The sequence below is a fragment of the Novosphingobium sp. HR1a genome, from assembly GCF_015594425.1.
Classification (GTDB): domain Bacteria; phylum Pseudomonadota; class Alphaproteobacteria; order Sphingomonadales; family Sphingomonadaceae; genus Novosphingobium; species Novosphingobium resinovorum_A.
Genome location: NZ_JABXWS010000046.1, coordinates 1 through 17,323, shown reverse-complemented (window position 1 = coordinate 17,323; position 17,323 = coordinate 1). Strand labels below are relative to the sequence as shown.

The 17,323-nt window shown below is 65.8% G+C and carries 19 protein-coding genes and 1 tRNA gene; 11 read left to right on the top strand and 9 right to left on the bottom strand.

The window, feature by feature from the left end:
- The first annotated feature begins 207 nt into the window (after positions 1-207).
- The 8 genes from HWN72_RS11610 (at position 208) to HWN72_RS11575 (ending at position 7,288) form a co-directional block, all read left to right on the top strand.
- Positions 208-1,743 (top strand): hypothetical protein, encoded by a 1,536-nt coding sequence (locus HWN72_RS11610; protein WP_008830821.1) that lies wholly within the window; start codon positions 208-210, stop codon positions 1,741-1,743.
- A gap of 133 nt (positions 1,744-1,876) precedes the next feature.
- Positions 1,877-2,071, top strand: a complete 195-nt coding sequence (gene secE / locus HWN72_RS11605; RefSeq protein WP_008830820.1) for a preprotein translocase subunit SecE — start codon at positions 1,877-1,879, stop codon at positions 2,069-2,071.
- A 28-nt stretch (positions 2,072-2,099) separates the two neighbouring features.
- A complete protein-coding gene (nusG, locus tag HWN72_RS11600) occupies positions 2,100-2,636 on the top strand; it encodes a transcription termination/antitermination protein NusG (protein ID WP_008830819.1) in 537 nt (178 codons plus the stop codon).
- A 213-nt stretch (positions 2,637-2,849) separates the two neighbouring features.
- Positions 2,850-3,779 carry an acyltransferase gene (locus HWN72_RS11595; protein WP_211150350.1) on the top strand — a complete coding sequence of 310 codons (930 nt, stop codon included), beginning with the start codon at positions 2,850-2,852 and terminating at the stop codon, positions 3,777-3,779.
- 4 nt (positions 3,780-3,783) lie between these two features.
- The gene (locus tag HWN72_RS11590) at positions 3,784-4,848 is read left to right on the top strand and encodes an acyltransferase (RefSeq protein WP_211150349.1); all 1,065 of its coding nucleotides are present in this window, start codon (positions 3,784-3,786) and stop codon (positions 4,846-4,848) included.
- A gap of 169 nt (positions 4,849-5,017) precedes the next feature.
- Positions 5,018-5,449, top strand: coding sequence for a 50S ribosomal protein L11 (rplK, locus tag HWN72_RS11585; protein WP_008830816.1), 432 nt, complete (start codon positions 5,018-5,020; stop codon positions 5,447-5,449).
- A gap of 4 nt (positions 5,450-5,453) precedes the next feature.
- Positions 5,454-6,152 carry a 50S ribosomal protein L1 gene (gene rplA / locus HWN72_RS11580; protein WP_008830815.1) on the top strand — a complete coding sequence of 233 codons (699 nt, stop codon included), beginning with the start codon at positions 5,454-5,456 and terminating at the stop codon, positions 6,150-6,152.
- Positions 6,153-6,439: 287 nt separating this feature from the next.
- On the top strand, positions 6,440-7,288 hold the full coding sequence (locus HWN72_RS11575; RefSeq protein WP_211150348.1) for a TauD/TfdA family dioxygenase: 849 nt from the start codon (positions 6,440-6,442) through the stop codon (positions 7,286-7,288).
- A 181-nt stretch (positions 7,289-7,469) separates the two neighbouring features.
- On the opposite strand, the gene HWN72_RS11570 is transcribed toward HWN72_RS11575, so the two are convergent.
- The 4 genes from HWN72_RS11570 to rimO all read right to left on the bottom strand — a co-directional run bounded on the left by HWN72_RS11570 (position 7,470) and on the right by rimO (position 11,355).
- Positions 7,470-7,994 (bottom strand): hypothetical protein, encoded by a 525-nt coding sequence (locus HWN72_RS11570; RefSeq protein ID WP_248005963.1) that lies wholly within the window; start codon positions 7,992-7,994, stop codon positions 7,470-7,472.
- A gap of 22 nt (positions 7,995-8,016) precedes the next feature.
- The gene (locus HWN72_RS11565; protein ID WP_008830812.1) at positions 8,017-8,778 is read right to left on the bottom strand and encodes a molybdopterin-binding protein; all 762 of its coding nucleotides are present in this window, start codon (positions 8,776-8,778) and stop codon (positions 8,017-8,019) included.
- 244 nt (positions 8,779-9,022) lie between these two features.
- Positions 9,023-9,685: a thiaminase II gene (tenA, locus tag HWN72_RS11560; protein WP_008833007.1), complete on the bottom strand. Its 663-nt coding sequence runs from the start codon at positions 9,683-9,685 to the stop codon at positions 9,023-9,025.
- A 290-nt stretch (positions 9,686-9,975) separates the two neighbouring features.
- A complete protein-coding gene (gene rimO, locus HWN72_RS11555) occupies positions 9,976-11,355 on the bottom strand; it encodes a 30S ribosomal protein S12 methylthiotransferase RimO (protein ID WP_008833529.1) in 1,380 nt (459 codons plus the stop codon).
- A 131-nt stretch (positions 11,356-11,486) separates the two neighbouring features.
- Here rimO and HWN72_RS11550 point away from each other — a divergent pair, with 131 nt between their 5' ends.
- A complete protein-coding gene (locus HWN72_RS11550; protein ID WP_008833528.1) occupies positions 11,487-11,879 on the top strand; it encodes a DUF1761 domain-containing protein in 393 nt (130 codons plus the stop codon).
- Positions 11,880-12,042: 163 nt separating this feature from the next.
- On the opposite strand, the gene HWN72_RS11545 is transcribed toward HWN72_RS11550, so the two are convergent.
- The 4 genes from HWN72_RS11545 to serS all read right to left on the bottom strand — a co-directional run bounded on the left by HWN72_RS11545 (position 12,043) and on the right by serS (position 16,339).
- Positions 12,043-13,068 carry a TrkA family potassium uptake protein gene (locus HWN72_RS11545; protein WP_211150346.1) on the bottom strand — a complete coding sequence of 342 codons (1,026 nt, stop codon included), beginning with the start codon at positions 13,066-13,068 and terminating at the stop codon, positions 12,043-12,045.
- A gap of 8 nt (positions 13,069-13,076) precedes the next feature.
- The gene (locus tag HWN72_RS11540) at positions 13,077-14,159 is read right to left on the bottom strand and encodes a LysM peptidoglycan-binding domain-containing M23 family metallopeptidase (RefSeq protein ID WP_211150345.1); all 1,083 of its coding nucleotides are present in this window, start codon (positions 14,157-14,159) and stop codon (positions 13,077-13,079) included.
- The gene (gene surE, locus HWN72_RS11535) at positions 14,159-14,920 is read right to left on the bottom strand and encodes a 5'/3'-nucleotidase SurE (protein ID WP_211150366.1); all 762 of its coding nucleotides are present in this window, start codon (positions 14,918-14,920) and stop codon (positions 14,159-14,161) included. The genes HWN72_RS11540 and surE overlap by 1 nt, the downstream gene beginning before the upstream one ends.
- A 138-nt stretch (positions 14,921-15,058) precedes the next feature.
- Positions 15,059-16,339, bottom strand: a complete 1,281-nt coding sequence (gene serS / locus HWN72_RS11530) for a serine--tRNA ligase (RefSeq protein WP_211150344.1) — start codon at positions 16,337-16,339, stop codon at positions 15,059-15,061.
- A 204-nt stretch (positions 16,340-16,543) separates the two neighbouring features.
- On the opposite strand from serS, the gene HWN72_RS11525 reads away from it, so the two are divergent.
- A complete protein-coding gene (locus HWN72_RS11525; protein WP_211150343.1) occupies positions 16,544-16,720 on the top strand; it encodes a hypothetical protein in 177 nt (58 codons plus the stop codon).
- Between the two features lie 80 nt (positions 16,721-16,800).
- On the opposite strand, the gene HWN72_RS11520 is transcribed toward HWN72_RS11525, so the two are convergent.
- Positions 16,801-16,875, bottom strand: a tRNA-Val gene (locus HWN72_RS11520).
- Positions 16,876-16,953: 78 nt separating this feature from the next.
- Between HWN72_RS11520 and HWN72_RS11515 the strand changes: the two genes are divergently transcribed.
- A complete protein-coding gene (locus HWN72_RS11515) occupies positions 16,954-17,283 on the top strand; it encodes a DUF3297 family protein (RefSeq protein WP_211150342.1) in 330 nt (109 codons plus the stop codon).
- The last annotated feature ends 40 nt before the right edge of the window (positions 17,284-17,323 follow it).

Below are 17,323 nucleotides of genomic sequence, written 5' to 3'. Positions count from 1 at the left end.
CCGGATGCGGGGCGCCGAAGTGTGCCTTGCACGCGGGTGCTTCGGCAAGCTCAGCATGAGCGGAAACGGGAAGACGGCTTCTTCATTCCGCTCATGCTGAGCTTGTCGAAGCACCATCGTCGGGTCACGACGTTCAATTGCGGGCCAAGTTGCTTTACGAGAGCCCGTTCGCCGATTCGGGCTACTAGCGGGAAGACACAGTCGTACATGCACGCCAGCGCGCATCCTGACGCCGTGGAGGCCGAAGCGGCCACCTCCAACTCCGGCACCGACACTTACAAGCGCACGCGCCACGAAGCCTTGTGGATGGGCATCGTCCTGTCGCTGCTGGCGATGCTCCCCGCGATCGTCGCCTGGGCGCCGCAGATGACCGACTATCCTTCGCACCTGGCCGGGTTCAAGGTCATGCTCGATCACGGGCACGACCCGTTCCTGACGCGCTATTTCCTGTTCAAGTGGGAGTGGACCGGCAATCTCGGCGCCGAGCTGCTGATGGTGCCGCTGACGAAGATCATGGGGCTGGAAGCTGCGGGCCGCTTCATCGTCGCGGCCATTCCGTTCCTTACCGGCATGGCGATCATGGCGGTGGAATGGAGCCTCAGGAAGCGCATCGGTGTTGGCGCGATCCTGGCCTTCGCGATGATCTGGTCACCCTCGTTCCTGATGGGCTTCCTCAACTATTCGCTGTCGATCGCCTTCGCGCTGTTCGTGCTGGCGGGCTGGGTGCGGCTGGAGAACTGGCGCTGGCGCTGGGCGGTGATGATCCCGGCCAGTTTCGTGGTGTGGCTGTGCCACGTCTCGGGCTGGGGCGTGATGGGCGTGCTGATCTTCGGCTATGAATGGTCGAAGCGTGCAAGCTGGCGGGACTGGCGGCCGTTCCTCAGGCCCTGGCCGCTGATCTTCCCGCTGCTGCCAATGCTGCTGGGCGTGGGTTCGAACTCCAAGGTGTCCTACGGGCGCTTCGGCGTGCTCGAATACAAGTGGCAGATCCTCTACCGCGCGATGCGCAGCTACGACATGACCTTCGACATCGCCAGCCTGTGCGTGGTGGTGGCGGTGATCGTGGCGGCGCTGGCGATCCGCCGCTTCGACGGGCGCGTCGGCTGGGCGGCGCTGATCCTGCTGATCCTGACGCTGGTGGTGCCGCGCCAGATCTTCGGCGGCGACTATGCCGACTATCGCCTGAGCACCGCCGCGCTGCTGGTCGCGTGCCTCGCGATCGACTGGCCGGTGCCGCGCTGGGGCCTCGCGCTGGCGGGCCTGCTGTTCACCGCGCGCATCGCCGTCACCACGGTGGTCTGGTACGAGGATGCGCAGACCGCGCGCCAGCTCGTCACCGCGCTCGATTACGTTCCCGAAGGCTCGCGCGTGGCGACGGCGATCGCGATTCCGCGCCGCCAGTGGTTCTTCGGCCCGTTCGAGCACTTCGGCAGTTACGCCGTGGTTCGCCGCAGTTCGATGGAGAATTCCAACTTCGCGTTGCCCGACGTCCACATGCTGTCGATGCGCGAAACTCGCTACCGTTTCAACGATCCGACGCAGCGCATTCTCTACAGCGACAGCCAGCGGATCGACTTGCGCAAGTTCAAGCCCGCGCGCCATGCCGACTACCTCTGGTACATCGGCACGAAGGCGCCGGTGGCGATCCCGGACGGGGCGCGGATCGTCTTCGCGACGCCCAACTCGTTCCTTGCACGCCTGCCGGACTCGGTGGACCTTGCAAATCCGGACAGTGGAAGCTAAATCCCCGTTTCCTCCCGACAGGCGGACTTCATCAGCCCCTCCCGGCCTCGGCCGGGGTGGCGATGGCCCCTAGGCGGAAGAATCGCAGAATTTTCCGTGACCAAAGCGGCATAGCTAAGAGAGCGACGTTAAGATGGCCAAGATCACCCCCGGCGAATTCATGCGCCAGGTTCAGGCGGAAACGCGCAAGATCCACTGGCCTTCGCGCCAGGAGACGGTCACGACCGCGATCTTCGTCGGCCTGATGACGGTGCTGCTGGCGGTGTTCTTCCTGGGCATCGACGCGCTGTTCGGCTGGGTCGTCAGCGCTCTGCTGAACGCCCTTTGATCGCCAGAATACAGGACTGAGAGAACACATGGCCCGCTGGTACATCATCCACGCCTACTCCGGCTTCGAGAGCAAGGTTAAGGAAGCCATCATCACCGAGGCCGAGCGCATCGGTCTTTCGCAGCTCGTCGAGGACGTGCAGGTTCCTTCGGAAACCGTCACCGAAGTGAAGCGCGGCAAGAAGGTCCAGACCGAGCGCAAGACGATGCCCGGCTACGTCCTCGCCAAGCTGACGCTGAACGACGACGTCTACCACCTCATCAAGAACACCCCGAAGGTCACCGGCTTCCTGGGTGCCAACAACAAGCCGCAGGCGATCAGCGAGAGCGAGGCCTCGCGCTACTTCGGCGCCGCCGAAGCCGCTGCCGCCGCGCCGCGCAAGACCGTCTCGATCGATTACGAGATCGGCGATTCGGTCAAGGTGCTCGACGGCCCGTTCGCGAGCTTCAACGGCATCGTCGAGGAACTCGACTTCGAGAAGAGCCGCGTCAAGGTGGCGGTCTCGATCTTCGGCCGCGCCACCCCGGTGGAGCTGGAATTCGAGCACGTCGAACTCAGCAAGTAAGGCGCGGGCGGGGGGCTCCCCGGATCCTTCGACACGCTCGCAGATGAGCGGTGTTGGGGGAAGGGGCGCTCTCAGTCCCGCTCATGCTGAGCGTGTCGAAGCACCATGGCCCTCGGTGGCCGGTGCAGGATAACGCAGACGCCCCGCCCGAGTGCGGGGCGTTTCGCGTTTCGGGAAACGGCGAATTAACCACTCCGGGTGCATGGATGCCCCATGCACAGGGGGCGCCTCGACGGACTGGATGGCTTGCGCGGGATCGCCGCGCTGTGCGTGTTCCTCTCGCACGTCTTCCCCGATTATCGGACCAGCGCCTATCTCGCGGTCGATTTCTTCTTCATGCTCAGCGGCTATGTCATGGCCCGCAGCTACGAGGCTCGGCTCGGCTCGGGCGGTGGGCGCGCCTTCATGCTGGCGCGCATCCGCCGCCTGTGCCCGACGATCCTGCTGGCCGGCCTTTTCGCGCTGCCCTGGCTGCTGAGCCAGCCGGACACGAGCGCGACTTTCGTGCTGGTCTGCCTTGCGCTGCCCTTGCTCATCAACTTCCCGGCGTGGTCGATCGGCGCGGAGCTTTTCGCCAACCTCGTCCACGCGCTCGGCCTAGCGCGGCTCGGTACGCCGCGGCTGGCGCTGCTCGGCATGGTGTCGTTCGCGGCACTGGTGGTTATCGCCTGGGGGCATGGCCTCGATTTCGTACCCGGCCGGGCGGTCTGGTGGGCGATCGGCCTGCGCGCACTGGTGCCTTACATTGCGGGCATCGTCCTCCATCGCCTGTGGCGGGACCAGCCGCCTTTCGCGCCCGGTGCCTTCTTCACCTTCGCGGCGATGCCCGTCGCCCTTGCGCTCGCCACCCTGTTTCTGGCCACGCGCGGCTGGGCAGACCTGGCGTTCATGGCGCTGATCTGCCCATTGCTGATCGCCGGAGGGCTGTGCCACGGGCAGGGGAGCCGCCTCGCGCAAGCGGCAGGCGCCTTTTCGTTCCCGCTCTACGCCGCGCAGGCCCCGGCGATTCTCGCGGTGCAGGCATTCGGGCTCGGCTGGCCATGGCGCCTTGCCGCTGGCCTCGCGGCGGGCGCGCTCGTCATGATCGTGATGGAGCGCATGCACACTCCCTCGACCGGCTCGCCGGTACTGAAAGCTGCGTGAAGACATGATCACGGAACCCGTCCCAGCGAAATCCGGCACGCGGCTTGCGGCGCTCGACGGCCTGCGGGGCATCGCCGCAGCCGGGGTCGCGTTCCTCTATCACCCGCTGCTGGAACTGGACCCGGCGGTCATGGCGAAGGCGCCCGCGCCGATCGTCTGGCTGCGCGACTGGGGCTGGAGCTTCGTCGATCTGTTCTTCCTGATCTCGGGCTTCATCTTCGCCCATGTCTACTTGCGTGAGCGGCGGCTCGACCGCGCGGGCCTTGCGGACTTCGCGGTCGCGCGCATCGCCCGGCTCTATCCGCTGCATCTGCTGACCTTCGCGATCTGCGTCGTGCTGTTCCTCGGCGCGCCCGAGAACACCTGGTACGCCTTTCTCGCGCACCTGTTGATGATGCAGGCGTTCGTCGAGCCGCTGGGCCACACCTTCAACGGCCCGAGCTGGTCGATTTCGGTCGAACTGGCCTGCTACACCCTGTTTGCGCTGGGTGCGGTCAGCGGAGAGCGGACGCTGCGCTGGGTAACGGCGGCGGCGATCCTTGTGCCGGTCGGCTATCTCGTATTCTTCGCCAGCGCAGGCGGCCCGTGGATCGCCGACTGCATTCCGCGCGGCCCCTTGGGCTTCTTCCTCGGGCAAGTGCTGTGGCGCTGCCGGGAGCGGATCGCGCGCGTTCCCGCTATTGTGCTGGTCGCGCTCATGGCGACGGGCCTGCTGCTCGACATGGGCCGCTTTTCGCCCTTGCTGCCGCTATGCCTGCTGGCCTGGCCTGCCGCGCTGTGCCTGTCGCTGCGCATTCCGGCATTGGCGAGCCGTCCGCTGCTGTGGCTGGGAGATCGCAGCTATTCGATCTACCTCGTCCACTTCCCGCTGCTTCTCGTCTGCATCCCCACGATCGAGAGCACCACCAGCGACTGGATCGCGGCGGCCATGTTGCTTGGTTTTGCCGCCGTGGTGCTGGTGCTTGGCGATATGGCCTATCGCCGCCTCGAAGTGCCTTCGCGCCGCGCGATTCGCGGGCTATGGCAGCGCCGCCGCAACGTTGTGGCGCAAGGCGCGGTTGCCGCCTGAAACGGGCTCTTTCCTTTCCTGCGCTTTTCCTATAGGGGCGCCCCCTTCGGACATGGCCTTGCCGTGCCCGATTCCCTGCGGGAGGGGCGCTGATCACACGGCGGCCCGCCAAAACCGCTAGACATGAGCCTCGGGAAACCGGGGCGACAGTGTGAAAAGGAGCGGCCCCATGGCCAAGAAGATTACCGGTTACATCAAGCTGCAGGTTCCTGCAGGCAAGGCCAACCCGTCGCCGCCGATCGGTCCGGCTCTGGGTCAGCGCGGTGTGAACATCATGGAATTCTGCAAGGCGTTCAATGCCGCCACGCAGGAACTCGAGAACGGCATGCCGATCCCGACCATCATCACCGTCTACGCCGACCGCAGCTTCACCTTCGTCACGAAGACGCCGCCTGCCACCTTCCTCATCAAGAAGGCCGCCGGTCTGAAGTCGGGCTCGAAGGAGCCGGGCAAGATTTCCGCCGGTAAGATCGCGCGTTCGAAGCTGTCCGAGATCGCCCAGGTCAAGATGGCCGACCTCAATGCCAATGACATCGAGGCCGCAACGAAGATCATCGAAGGTTCCGCTCGCGCGATGGGCCTCGAAGTGGTGGAGGGCTGAGCCCATGAAGCAGACCAAGAACCAGAAGGCTCTCGCAGCCAAGCTCGGCGACAACATGAAGCTCTACGGCGTTGACGAAGCGCTGCAGACCCTGCGTGACGTCAAGGCCACCAAGTTCGACGAGACCATCGAAGTCGCGATGAACCTGGGCGTCGATCCCCGCCACGCCGACCAGATGGTCCGCGGCATGGTTTCGCTGCCCGCAGGCACCGGCAAGACCGTTCGCGTCGCCGTGTTCGCCAAGGGTGACAAGGCTGCCGAGGCTCTCGCCGCCGGTGCCGACAAGGTTGGCGCCGAAGACCTCATGGAAGACATGCAGGCCGGCAACCTCGACTACGACCGCGTCATCGCCACCCCGGACATGATGGGCGTCGTCGGCCGTCTCGGTAAGCTGCTGGGCCCCAAGGGCCTGATGCCGAACCCGAAGCTGGGCACCGTCACCCCGAACGTGACACAGGCCGTGAAGGACGCCAAGGGCGGCCAGATCGAGTTCCGCGTCGAGAAGCAGGGCATCATCCACGCCGGCATCGGCAAGATGTCGTTCTCGGACGCCGATCTGAAGACCAACTTCTCGGCTTTCGTGGACGCCATCGTCAAGGCGAAGCCCTCGGGCGCCAAGGGCAAATACGTCCGCAAGATCTCGCTCTCGTCCTCGATGGGCCCGGGCCTCAAGATCGACACCACCGAGATCGCCGGCGCCTGATTTCAGCGCTGACGTAAACGGACTTGAAGGGCCGGGAGGGAAACCTCCCGGCCCTTTTCGTTTGTGTCCCATTGGCGGGCTCGGTCGCGACCCTTCGACAAGCTCAGGGTGAGCGGGGTTCGTGATATGTCGCGTTAGCCCCATGCCCCCGTTCCCCACGCCCACTCAGGCTGAGCTTGTCGAAGCCCGCCCCGGCGGTGTGTTCTCCGCCCCGTTTACGCTCGCCGCGATCGGGTGTATTGGCGTGCTGTACATATGTTCAGCATAACGCCGGGAGAGACGGCCAGATGGCTATCCGTTTCGAAGACATCAAGGAATTCATCGGTTCGCGCGTGCTCTGGGACGACCGCGCCGACTTGTTCACGCCCGAGGCTGCCGCAGCGATTCGCGCCAAGGTGGAGGAGCGCACCGTTGTGGTGTTCCCGCAGGCGAACCTCACCGACCAGGAGCAACTCGCCATCACCGAGGCGATGGGCGAGAAGATCCGCCTGACCGCGCGCAACAACGTGCAGAGCAACGATCAGGACGTCTACCAGGTCACGCTGGACGAGAAGATCAACCCGCAGCCCGAATATGTGCTGGGCACTTTCTTCTGGCACATGGACGGCATCACCGTGGACATGCCGCCGCCCTTCGCGACGCTGCTGTCCTGCCGCATCGCGCCCGACAAGGGCGGCGAGACCGAGTTCGCCAGCACTTATGCCGCTTACGAGGGCCTTCCCGAAGAGGAGAAGCAGGCGCTCGAGGGCCTGAAGGCGGTGCATTCGGTGCGCGCGAGCCTCTCGCCGATCGCCGACGCCATCCCGGAAAAGCACCGCGAGAAGGTGCTCGGCATTGGCCTGATCAAGGAGCATCCGCTGGTGTGGACGCACGAGTCGGGGCGCAAGTCGATGGTCATCGGCACCACGGCGGACCACATCGTCGGCATGGAAGTCCCGGCGGGCCGCGCCATGCTGATCCGCCTGCAGGAATGGGCGGCGCAGCCCGCGTTCTCGCTGCGGCACAAGTGGACCAAGGGCGATTTCGTGATCTGGGATAACACCGGCGCGATGCACCGGGCGATCCCCTACGACAAATCGACCGGGCGCATGATGCACCGCACCTCGATCGCCGGGACCGAGGCGGTCGCGGCGTAACGTTACGTCGTCCCGGACTTGATCCGGGACCGCTGGCGGTGAACGGCCCACAGAGCCGCGTGGGATGCGGGGGCTTCGACAAGCTCAGCCTGAGCGGGATTGATAGGGCATTACACTAACTCCGCTCACCCTGAGCTTGTCGAAGGGTCGCAGCTGAGCTTGTCGAAGCCCCCGCCGACGATCAGCGCAGGTTGGCCGCCGTGTAGCACTCGACAAGGTAAGCCAGTGGGCGTCCGTCGGGCAGGACCAGCATTGCCTGATGCGTCGAGATCGTGTCCGCCGGGCAATTCTCCGCCGGTCCCGCCACCGTCGCGAGCGGACGCCGCTTGAACCCGAGCGGGGCGACGACTTTGCCGAACGGTGTATCCGTTGCGCGCAGAGCCTCGTTCATCGCGGGCGTCAGCCGTGCCGGGACGTACCAGTTCCACGCGACCGAAAGCACCGTGCCGCCGCAGCTCAGGCGCACATTGCGCAAGGCGAAAGTTTCGCCGTCCGCAAGCCGGAGATGCTCGCGCATCGCTGCGGGAGGAGCCTCGCCGCCGGTGGCCAGCGTCTGCGCGGTGATCCGCGGATCGGTGACGCCGCGCATGCCGCACCACTCCTCCAGCGCCAGGGTTGCGCTGTCGTGGCGGCGCAGGACCGTCTCGAACTGTTCCAGCGTGGCGGCGGGCATCGCAGGCGAAGTCGCGGAAGCCATCACGGCCATGATCGCAGCTGGCGCCGCAAGCTCAAATGCCACCGGGCACCGCCGGGCGGCCCATCGCCGCCAGTCCTTCGACGAGCGCGCGGGTGCAGGCGGAGAGATCCTCGGCGCTGACCGAACGGATCACGAAATTTGCGCCAGTGCGCCCTTCGCCCCAGAACGGGTAGGAGCCGATCTGGCAGGTCTCGAACGTCTTTTCGGTTTCGCGCAGCAGTTCGGCCACTTCGCTTTCGCCCACCCAGCACCCGACCGTCTCGGACAGCAACGGCGCGCCGCCCTCAAGCTGGCCGGAAAGTGCGTCGAGCATGCCTGCGGTGATGCTGGGCACGCCGGCCATGATGAACACGTTGCCGCAGCGGATGCCCGGCGCGCCGGTGTAGCGATTGGGGATCAGGCTGGCACCGTCCGGCGTGCGCGCCATCCGTAGGCGTGCTTCGGTCAGGCCGCCGCGCGTGGTGTAGTATTCTTCCAGGATCGCGCGGGCTTCGGGATGGACGATGACCGGCACGCCCAGCGCCTCGGCGATGGCGTCCACGGTGATGTCGTCATGCGTGGGGCCGATGCCGCCGGTGGTGAAGCAGTAGTCGTTGCGCGCGCGCAGGGTGTTCACCGCCTCGACGATGGACGGCGTCTCGTCGGCGACGACGCGCACTTCCTTCAGACGGATACCCTGGATCTGCAGCCAGGTGGCGACCTGGGCGATGTTCTTGTCGTGCGTGCGGCCCGAGAGGATTTCGTCGCCGATGACGACGAGGGCGGCGGTGAAGATTCGCTGCTGGGAAGCCATGGCGGTATCGCTAGGGCAAATGGGCGCGCGGGGCTAGGGGGCTCGCAAATCTGCTCGCGGGTGCAAAAAGAAAGGGCCGGTCCGAAGACCAGCCCTGTAGAAGTTTTGGGAGAGGATGCCTGAAAGGCGAGTTCCTTATGTTCGGAATCGCGCTTTGCTGCAAATGCGAAAAGATTGAGCAAAGTTGCAAGGAATGCAACTTGAAGCGTGTACGTGGGAAACCGTGGTTTTGTGCGGTTGCGCGTCAGATCGGCCAGATTGCGCGATAATAGGCGGAATCCCAGAACATCCATTCGAAGCGCGTTGCATTGCGGAACGCGGTGACCATGGCTGCGCGCGTCGCGGCCGTGGCGTTTTGCGCGGCTTCATCGACAAGGGCGCGGACGCGGTCGGTCGCTTCGCCGAACGCGGGCGCGGCGTACGTGTCGATCCAGGCGGCATAGGGATTGGGCGAGGCGGCGCGCGGCTTCACGTCGCAGCCGACCTCCCAGTAGACCCAGAAGCACGGGAGGATGCCCGCGATCAGTTCCTCGTAGCTCCGCGTTGCGGCCAGTGCGGACAGGTAGCTGGTGTAGCCGAGGCATGCGGGCGTCGGCTCGCTGGCCGCCGCGATCTCGGCGGTGACGCCGAACTGGGCGAAGAATGCCTGGTGCAACGCTTCCTCGACCTGCACGGCGACTTTGGCTCCGTCGGAGAATTCGAGGCGGCCGCTCGCGGTCGGTGCGCGCGCCGCGGCGAGAGCGAGGGCGCGGGAATACTCGGCGAGGTAGAGGCTGTCCTGCACGATGTAATGCCGGAAACTTTCGGGCGCGAGCGTTCCGGCGGCCAGTTCGTTCAGGAAGGGGTGATCGAGGATCGCCCGGCGCAGCGGTGCGACGTCTTCCCAGACCGTTTGGCAAAAGCTCATGCGCGAAGTTCCCTCGGATGCGAAAGTCGGGCGCGCTTAAAGCAGGATCAATTGCGAATGACCATCTTCGTCGCTGCGATCGCAATGACGAAAGTGCCGGGGGACCATGCCTCGCGGCGCGGAACGCAGGCAAAAAGAAAGGGCCGGTCCGAAGACCAGCCCTGTAGAAGTTTTGGGAGAGGATGCCTGAAAGGCACCCCCCATATGCTTTCGGAGGGTGATTCCCGCAAACGCGAAAACCATTACATAAGTTGCATGTCTTGCAACGGTCGCCCTCTGTGCGCTGAGCGTCAACTTTGCAAAACGGCCCCATAGAGGTCGTGCTCGTCCGCATCTTCGACGAGAACTTCAACGATATCACCGACTTGCAGCCCACCAGCGTCGCGCAGGAAGACGTTTCCGTCGATCTCGGGAGCGTCCGCCTGCGAGCGGCCGGTTGCACCGACGTCACCGTCTTCGTCCGCTTCGCCCACTTCGTCGATGATGACGGGCAGCACGCGGCCGACCTTGGCGGCGAGCTTCGCGGCGCTGATCGCGGCGGTCTTTTCCATGATCCGCTGGTAGCGCTCTTCCTTGACCTCTTCCGGCACCGGATCGGGCAGGTGGTTCGCCGAGGCACCCTCGACCGGTTCGAAGCGGAAGGCGCCGACGCGGTCGAGCTGCGCTTCGTCGAGCCAGTCGAGCAGGTACTGGAAGTCCGCCTCGGTCTCGCCGGGGAAGCCGACGACGAAGCTGGAGCGGATCGCGATATCCGGGCAGATCTCGCGCCACTTGTGGATGCGGTCGAGCACCTTGGCCTCGTTCGCCGGGCGCTTCATCGCCTTGAGCACCGACGGCGCCGCGTGCTGGAACGGGATGTCGAGGTAGGGCGTGATCAGCCCTTCGGCCATCAGCGGGATGACGTTGTCGACGTGCGGGTAGGGGTAGACGTAGTGCAGGCGCACCCACGGCTTGCGGCCCTGTGCGTCCTTCAGGCCGCCGAGTTCGCGGGCAAGGTCGGTCATGTGGGTGCGGACCGCGTGGTCCTTCCACATGCGTTCCTCGTGGCGCACGTCGACGCCGTAGGCCGAAGTGTCCTGGCTGATGACGAGCAGTTCGCGCGTCCCGGCCTGCACCAGCTTTTCCGCTTCGCGCAGCACCGCGTCGATGCGGCGGCTTGCCAGCTTGCCGCGCAAGGACGGGATGATGCAGAACGAGCAGGCGTGGTTGCAGCCCTCGGAGATCTTGAGGTAGCCGTAGTGGCGCGGCGTCAGCTTCACGCCGGCGTCGTCGTAGGCCTGCGGGATCAGGTCGAGGTAGGGCGAGAGTTCGGGCGGGGCTGCCTCGTGCACCGCCTCGACGACCGCCTCGTACTGATGCGCGCCGGTCACCGCGAGGACTTGCGGGAACTTGGCGCGGATCGCTTCCGCCTCGTTGCCCATGCAGCCGGTCACGATCACGCGGCCGTTCTCGGCGATCGCCTCGCCGATGGCGGCAAGGCTTTCTTCCTTGGCAGAGTCGAGGAAGCCGCAGGTGTTGACGAGCACGACATCGGCGCCGGAATAGTCCGGGCTCATGTCGTAGCCGTCCGCGCGCAGGCGGGTGAGGATGCGCTCTGAATCGACGAGCGCTTTCGGGCAGCCGAGGCTGACCATGCCGACTTTCGGCGGGGAGGGGAGTTCGATAGCCATGGGATTGGCGCGCCCGATACCCGCAAATGGCGTCCGAGTCACGAAAAACGAATTTTGCGGGTGATTCGCAAAACTTGCACAAGTGCACGGAGCCTGCAAGACAGGGCGCCGCACTTAGGGAAGGATTGGAAATGGGTCCGGTGAACTGGCTGGCGGTCGTGCTGGCTGCAGCGCTCGCGGTAGCGGCGGGCGTCGTGTGGAACACCGTGCTGTTCCGTGACGGACGCCAGATCGTCCCCGGCAGTTCCGAACGTGCGGGCGGTTACATCACTATGGCCGTGGTGTTCCTCATCAGCGCGGCGATGCTGGGCCATGCGCTCGCCCGGATCGGCGCCGAGACGCTGGCGGCGAAGCCCTGGCTCTACTTCATGCAGAGCGGCGGACTGGCGATCGCCTTCGTCATGCCTGCGGTGTGGCTGACGCACTCACGCAGCCGCACCGAGCCCGCGCGCCGGGTGATCGACTGCGCGTTCTGGCTGGTCGCCTACCTGGCGATGGGGCTGGTGTTCTGGGTATTCGGGTAAGGTTGCTGCAAACACTGTCGTCATCCCAGCGCAGGCTGGGACCGCTGGCGGCTGTGCGCCCAACTCTCGTCAGAGTGCCTCGATGCTATGTGGGTTCTTGCGGCAAGCGATCCCAGCCTGCGCTGGGATGACGAGATTTGCTGCGATAACTTTGGAATAGACTTCAAGGCGTGACCGCGATCTCCACGATCATATCGCCGGCCTCCAGCACTTTCGCGCCGGGCTCCCAGAAGCCGATGCACTGCTCGCCGCGATAGATGCGCACGCCTTTGCCGGTGGCCAGTTGATCCAGAGACTTGCCGACTTCCTCCGGGCGCACCGGCCGTTCGACCAGCTGCACCCGCCCATCCACCGAGGCGAGGTCGGACATGTACTCGGCGATATGCTGCCCCTCCGCCGAGCCTGCCAGCAGCAGGCCGGTGAAGCGCACGGGATTGATGACGTTGTCCGCGCCCGCCTGCCGCGCCAGCAGTTCGTTGTCGTCGGCGCGGACCACCACGGTGATCGGCACGCCGGGCGCGAGGTGGCGCGCGGTCAGCACGATCAGGATCGAGGTGTCATCGCGCCCCGCCGAGACGAGGATCGTGCGCGCAGCGTCGATCCTCACGGCGGCCAGCGTCTCGTCGCGGGTGGCGTCGCCTTCGAGCACGTTGCAGCCCTGCTGCTCGGCATGGCGCAGCCGTCCCGCAGACGGATCGACGACGACGATGCAGGCCGGGTCGGTGCCGCGCGCGATCAGTTCCTGTACCGCCTGCGAGCCGCTGACCCCGAAGCCCAGCACGACGACATGGTCGGACAGGCGTTCCTGAATGCGCTTCATGCGCCAGCTCTCCCAGCTATGCTTGATGAAGTAATTGTAGGCGGTGCCCACGAAGATGAAGATCACCGCGAAGCGGATCGGCGTGACGATCACCGCCTCGATCAACCGCGACTTGTCGCTGACCGGCGCGATGTCGCCGAAACCGGTCGTGGTGATCGAGATCATCGTGAAATAGAACACGTCGAGGAAGCTGACGGTCCCGTCGTGCGTGTCCTTGAGGCCGTCGCGGTCGATCCAGTGCAGCAGCACCACAAGCATCACCAGCGCGAAGGCGCCGCCCAGCCTGAGGCCAAGGTCCGCCCATACCGGCAGGTCCACCGCGCGCTTGAGCGGTTTCGCCAGCTTGGGAGGCAGTTTCGGCTTCTTCATGCCGGTGATCAGGGGGCCTTGGGTAACTGGCCCAGAGGATCGACGGGCTGACCGTCCTGCCGCACTTCGAAGTGCAGTTCGCTGCCCTTGGCACGCCCGGTGTCACCGACCAGGCCCACGCGTTCCCCGGCGGCGACTTTCGCGCCTTCCTTCACCGTGACGCGGCTGAGGAAGCCGTAGGCGGTGAACCAGCCGTCGCCGTGGTCGAGCACGACGAGGTTGCCGAACTGGTTCTTCTCTGCCCCCGCGAACTTGACGGTTCCGGCAGCGGCCGCACGGACCATCGTGCCCTTGGCGGCAGGAATATCGATGCCGTCGTGGTAGTCGGAACCCGTCGTGTACCCGCGCCGCACGGTGCCTGCCAGCGGCCACGCGAACCGCGCGGAGCGAGGTGCCGGGGCCGCAACCACCGGCTTGGGTGCGGGCACGATGGTCTTCGCCGCACCCTTGGGTGGTTCGATCAGCGTCGGGATCAGCAGGTTCTGGCCCGGCTTCACCGGCGCGGCCGGATCGAGGTTGTTGGCGAGCGCGATCTGCTCCCACGGAACGGCGGTGTCCATCGAGATCGAGAAGCCGGTTTCCCCGGTCTTCACCAGATGGCGGCCGGTGCGCGGAATCCGCAGCTTCTGGCCGACGCGCACGTCATAGGGCGGCTGCAGGCCGTTGGCTTCGGCGATGAGGATGCGGGGCACCTTGGCGCGCGCGGCGATACCGCCGAGCGTTTCGCCGGTGGCGACGAGGTGTTCGGTCTCATACTCGGGCGCACCTGCGGCGGCCGGGGTGCGAGCCTCGATCACGCGGGCGGCGGTGGCGACCTTCTTCGCGGCAGGCGCTGCGGTGTCGGCAGCGCGGGCTACTTGCGCGGCTTTGCCGTCACGCGGGATTGCCAGCTTCTGGCCGACGCGGACCACGTAAGGTTCCTTAAGCGCGTTGGCCTTGACGATGGCGCTGGTCGAAACGCCCGCGCGGTTGGCGATGCCGTTCAGGGTTTCGCCGGACGCGACGACGTGGACCGTCTCTTCCTCTTTGGGAGCGGCGGCATAAGCGGGCGTGCTCGCAAGGGCGGCAGCGAGGAAGAGGGCGCGCTTCATCAGGCGAAACGCTCCGCCAGCGCCTGCAGCGAGGCGTCGTGGGTAAGGTCGAGGTGCAGCGGCGTCACCGCAATGTAGCCCTCCGAGATCGCCTCGAGGTCGGTGTTGTGGCCCAGCGTGTGCTCGATGCCGTGGAGGCCGAACCAGTAATACGGGAAACCACGCGGATCGCGGCCCTCGACGACCGATCCGCGCGCGTAGTCGTGGAAGCCCTGACGCACGACGCGGATGCCCTTGATCGCATCGGCGGGCAGCGCCGGGAAGTTGACGTTGACCAGCGTGCGCGGCGCGAAAGGCTGGTCGAGCAGCGGTCGCAGCACTTTGGCGCCCCATGCTTCGGCGGCGGCGAAGTCCACGCCGTCGCCCATGTCCTCGCGCGAGGGGACCTGGCTGAGCGCGATCGAACGGATGCCCGCCAGCGCGCCTTCCAGCGCGGCCGAGACGGTGCCCGAATACGTCACGTCATCGCCGAGGTTGGCGCCGCGATTGACGCCCGAGAGGATCAGGTCGGGCGGCCCGGGCAGCGCCTTGCGCAGGCCCATCGTCACCGAATCGGTCGGCGTGCCGGTCACCGAGAAGCGCTTTTCCGCGTGCTGGCGCATCCGCACCGGGCGGGTGAGCGTCAGCGAGTGCCCCGCGCCGGACTGTTCCTCGCTCGGCGCGCAGATCCAGATGTCGTCGGAAAGCTGCGCGGCGATCTTCTCCAGCACATAGAGGCCGGGGGCGTTGATGCCGTCATCATTGGTGAGGAGAATGCGCATATTCATGCCTTTAACCATAGTTGCGCGTAGGCGTCGCGCTAAAATCCCATCCTTCGACAGGCTCAGGATGAGCGGAGGAGGGAAAGTCGCTCTCCTCCCGCTCGGCCTGAGCTTGCCGAAGGCCCTGCGGGCTGGGTGCTACGCCAGCACCTCAAGCTTCTCGATCCCGCCCATCCACGGCTTTAGAGCCTCGGGAACAAGAACCGAGCCGTCTTCCTGCTGATAGTTCTCCAGCACCGCGACGAGCGTGCGGCCGACCGCGAGGCCCGAACCGTTGAGCGTGTGCACGAACTCGGTCTTCTTCGAGCCTTCCGGCTTGTAGCGCGCGTTCATGCGGCGGGCCTGATAGTCGCCGCAGTTCGAGATCGAGCTAATCTCGCGGTAAGCGGCCTGACCCGGCAGCCAGACTTCGAGGTCGAAGGTCTTGCGCGCCGTCGCGCCCATGTCGCCCGCGCAGAGCAGCACCTTGCGGTAGGGCAGGCCGAGTGCTTCGAGAATGCCCTCGGCGGCCTTGACCATGCGCTCGTGCTCCGCCTCGCTCTCTTCCAGCTTGGCGATGGTGACGAGTTCGACCTTCTCGAACTGGTGCTGGCGGATGAACCCGCGCGTGTCACGCCCGGCCGCGCCCGCTTCCGAGCGGAAGCAGGGGGTGAGGGCGGTCATGCGCAGGGGCAGTGTCTCGGGGTTCAGGATGTCGCCCGAAACCGCGTTGGTCAGCGAGACTTCGGCCGTCGGGATCAGCCAGCGGCCGTCGGTGGTCCTGAACAGATCCTCGGAGAACTTGGGCAACTGGCCGGTGCCGTAGACGGCCTCGTCCTTGACCAGCAGCGGCACGGCGCATTCCATGTAGCCGTTGGTCGCCGTCTGCGTGTCGAGCATGAACTGCGCGAGCGCGCGGTGCAGGCGCGCCATCTGGCCCTTGAGGAAGGTGAAGCGCGCGCCCGACAGCTTCGCGCCCGTCTCGAAATCGAGGCCGAGTGCGGGGCCGAGGTCGGCATGTTCCCTGGGCGTGAAGGCGAATTCGCGCGGCGTGCCCCAGCGCGAGACTTCGACGTTCTGCGATTCGTCCTCGCCGTCCGGCACTTCGGCGACGGGAATGTTGGGCAGGCCCGCCAGCGCGTCCTGAAGCTGCGCGGAAAGTGCCTTCTCCTCGGCTTCGAGCGCGGGGAGGGTATCCTTGAGCGTCGCGACTTCGGCCTTGAGTGCCTCGGCCGTGGCGGTGTCGCCCGAACCCATGGCCTTGCCGATCGCCTTGGAGGCTTCGTTGCGGCGGTTCTGCCCTTCCTGCATGCGCGTCGCGACGGCGCGGCGCTGCTCGTCGAGGGCGACGAGGCTGGCGGCAACGGGCGCTACGCCCCGGCGGGCGAGGCCGGCGTCGAAGGCTTCGGGATTTTCGCGGATCTGGCGGATGTCGTGCATAGTGCCGCTGCCTATGCCGCGCGGGCGTTGCGCCCGCAAGACGCCGCGCCGGTTTATGACGCCGATCGGCCGTTGAAACGTGCTTATGGCCCGACATTGCAATCGGCAACAACGCGGCAAGGGGATCGTTGCACCGGTGACAGCCGCCGCAGGGCTGTCGGACCCGGAGTGCGTGAATTGCTCGAAGAAGACCCGAACGATCCGATGAACGAACGCCACGCCTCGCCCGGCACGCGCAAGGGCGTGCGAAAGATCGTCTGGATGGCGGCGGGGCTTGCCGTGATGTTCGTGATCGCGGCGGGAATCGCCGCCACCTCGATCGGTGTGCTGCAGCGTCCCGGTGCCGATCCGGGCGCCGTGCAGAAGGCACCGGCCGATTAGGACGCAGCCGCAATGCGGTTGGATGCAAGATCAGTTTCAGGAAGATCGCCGGAGGCGAAGTCACCATCCTTGGAGAAGGATGGTGGGCGCGACAGGGATTGAACCTGTGACCCCACCCGTGTGAAGGGTGTGCTCTACCGCTGAGCTACGCGCCCGCTCCGTTAGCGGAAGCGCGCCTTTAGACAGGCCGGATCGAATTGACAAGCGGGGAATGCAAGATAAATCGCTGCCACATGACTGAAGATAACACCACGCCCGAATCCGCCCCCGTCACCTCCGGTACGCCCAATGCCGGTTCCGACGTGCCGCCCGATCACCTCGCGATCAATCCGCGCAGCCCCTTCTTCGATCAGGATAAGCTGCAGCGCGGCGTCGGCATCCGTTTCAAGGGCACCGTGCGCACCAATGTCGAGGAATATTCCATTTCCGAAGGCTGGGTACGCGTGCAGGCGGGCAAGACGCTCGACCGCAAGGGCAATCCGCTTACCGTCAAGCTGATGGGGCCGGTCGAGGCATGGTACGAAGACCTCGGAGAGAACCCGCCGGTCGCGAAGAAAGACTGAACTCCCGGAACGAAAAGCGCGCCGTCGCATGGGCGAGTGC

Coding starts and splice junctions, on each gene's coding strand:
- secE (WP_008830820.1), top strand. CDS start 1,877: ATGGCCAAGATCACCCCCGGCGAATTCATGCGCCAGGTTCAGGCGGAA.
- HWN72_RS11525 (WP_211150343.1), top strand. CDS start 16,544: ATGAACGAACGCCACGCCTCGCCCGGCACGCGCAAGGGCGTGCGAAAG.
- rplA (WP_008830815.1), top strand. CDS start 5,454: ATGAAGCAGACCAAGAACCAGAAGGCTCTCGCAGCCAAGCTCGGCGAC.
- rplK (WP_008830816.1), top strand. CDS start 5,018: ATGGCCAAGAAGATTACCGGTTACATCAAGCTGCAGGTTCCTGCAGGC.
- HWN72_RS11575 (WP_211150348.1), top strand. CDS start 6,440: ATGGCTATCCGTTTCGAAGACATCAAGGAATTCATCGGTTCGCGCGTG.
- HWN72_RS11540 (WP_211150345.1), bottom strand. CDS start 14,159: ATGAAGCGCGCCCTCTTCCTCGCTGCCGCCCTTGCGAGCACGCCCGCT.
- surE (WP_211150366.1), bottom strand. CDS start 14,920: ATGCGCATTCTCCTCACCAATGATGACGGCATCAACGCCCCCGGCCTC.
- tenA (WP_008833007.1), bottom strand. CDS start 9,685: ATGAGCTTTTGCCAAACGGTCTGGGAAGACGTCGCACCGCTGCGCCGG.
- serS (WP_211150344.1), bottom strand. CDS start 16,339: ATGCACGACATCCGCCAGATCCGCGAAAATCCCGAAGCCTTCGACGCC.
- nusG (WP_008830819.1), top strand. CDS start 2,100: ATGGCCCGCTGGTACATCATCCACGCCTACTCCGGCTTCGAGAGCAAG.
- HWN72_RS11590 (WP_211150349.1), top strand. CDS start 3,784: ATGATCACGGAACCCGTCCCAGCGAAATCCGGCACGCGGCTTGCGGCG.
- HWN72_RS11565 (WP_008830812.1), bottom strand. CDS start 8,778: ATGGCTTCCCAGCAGCGAATCTTCACCGCCGCCCTCGTCGTCATCGGC.
- HWN72_RS11515 (WP_211150342.1), top strand. CDS start 16,954: ATGACTGAAGATAACACCACGCCCGAATCCGCCCCCGTCACCTCCGGT.
- rimO (WP_008833529.1), bottom strand. CDS start 11,355: ATGGCTATCGAACTCCCCTCCCCGCCGAAAGTCGGCATGGTCAGCCTC.
- HWN72_RS11595 (WP_211150350.1), top strand. CDS start 2,850: ATGCACAGGGGGCGCCTCGACGGACTGGATGGCTTGCGCGGGATCGCC.
- HWN72_RS11610 (WP_008830821.1), top strand. CDS start 208: ATGCACGCCAGCGCGCATCCTGACGCCGTGGAGGCCGAAGCGGCCACC.
- HWN72_RS11545 (WP_211150346.1), bottom strand. CDS start 13,068: ATGAAGAAGCCGAAACTGCCTCCCAAGCTGGCGAAACCGCTCAAGCGC.
- HWN72_RS11550 (WP_008833528.1), top strand. CDS start 11,487: ATGGGTCCGGTGAACTGGCTGGCGGTCGTGCTGGCTGCAGCGCTCGCG.
- HWN72_RS11570 (WP_248005963.1), bottom strand. CDS start 7,994: ATGGCCGTGATGGCTTCCGCGACTTCGCCTGCGATGCCCGCCGCCACG.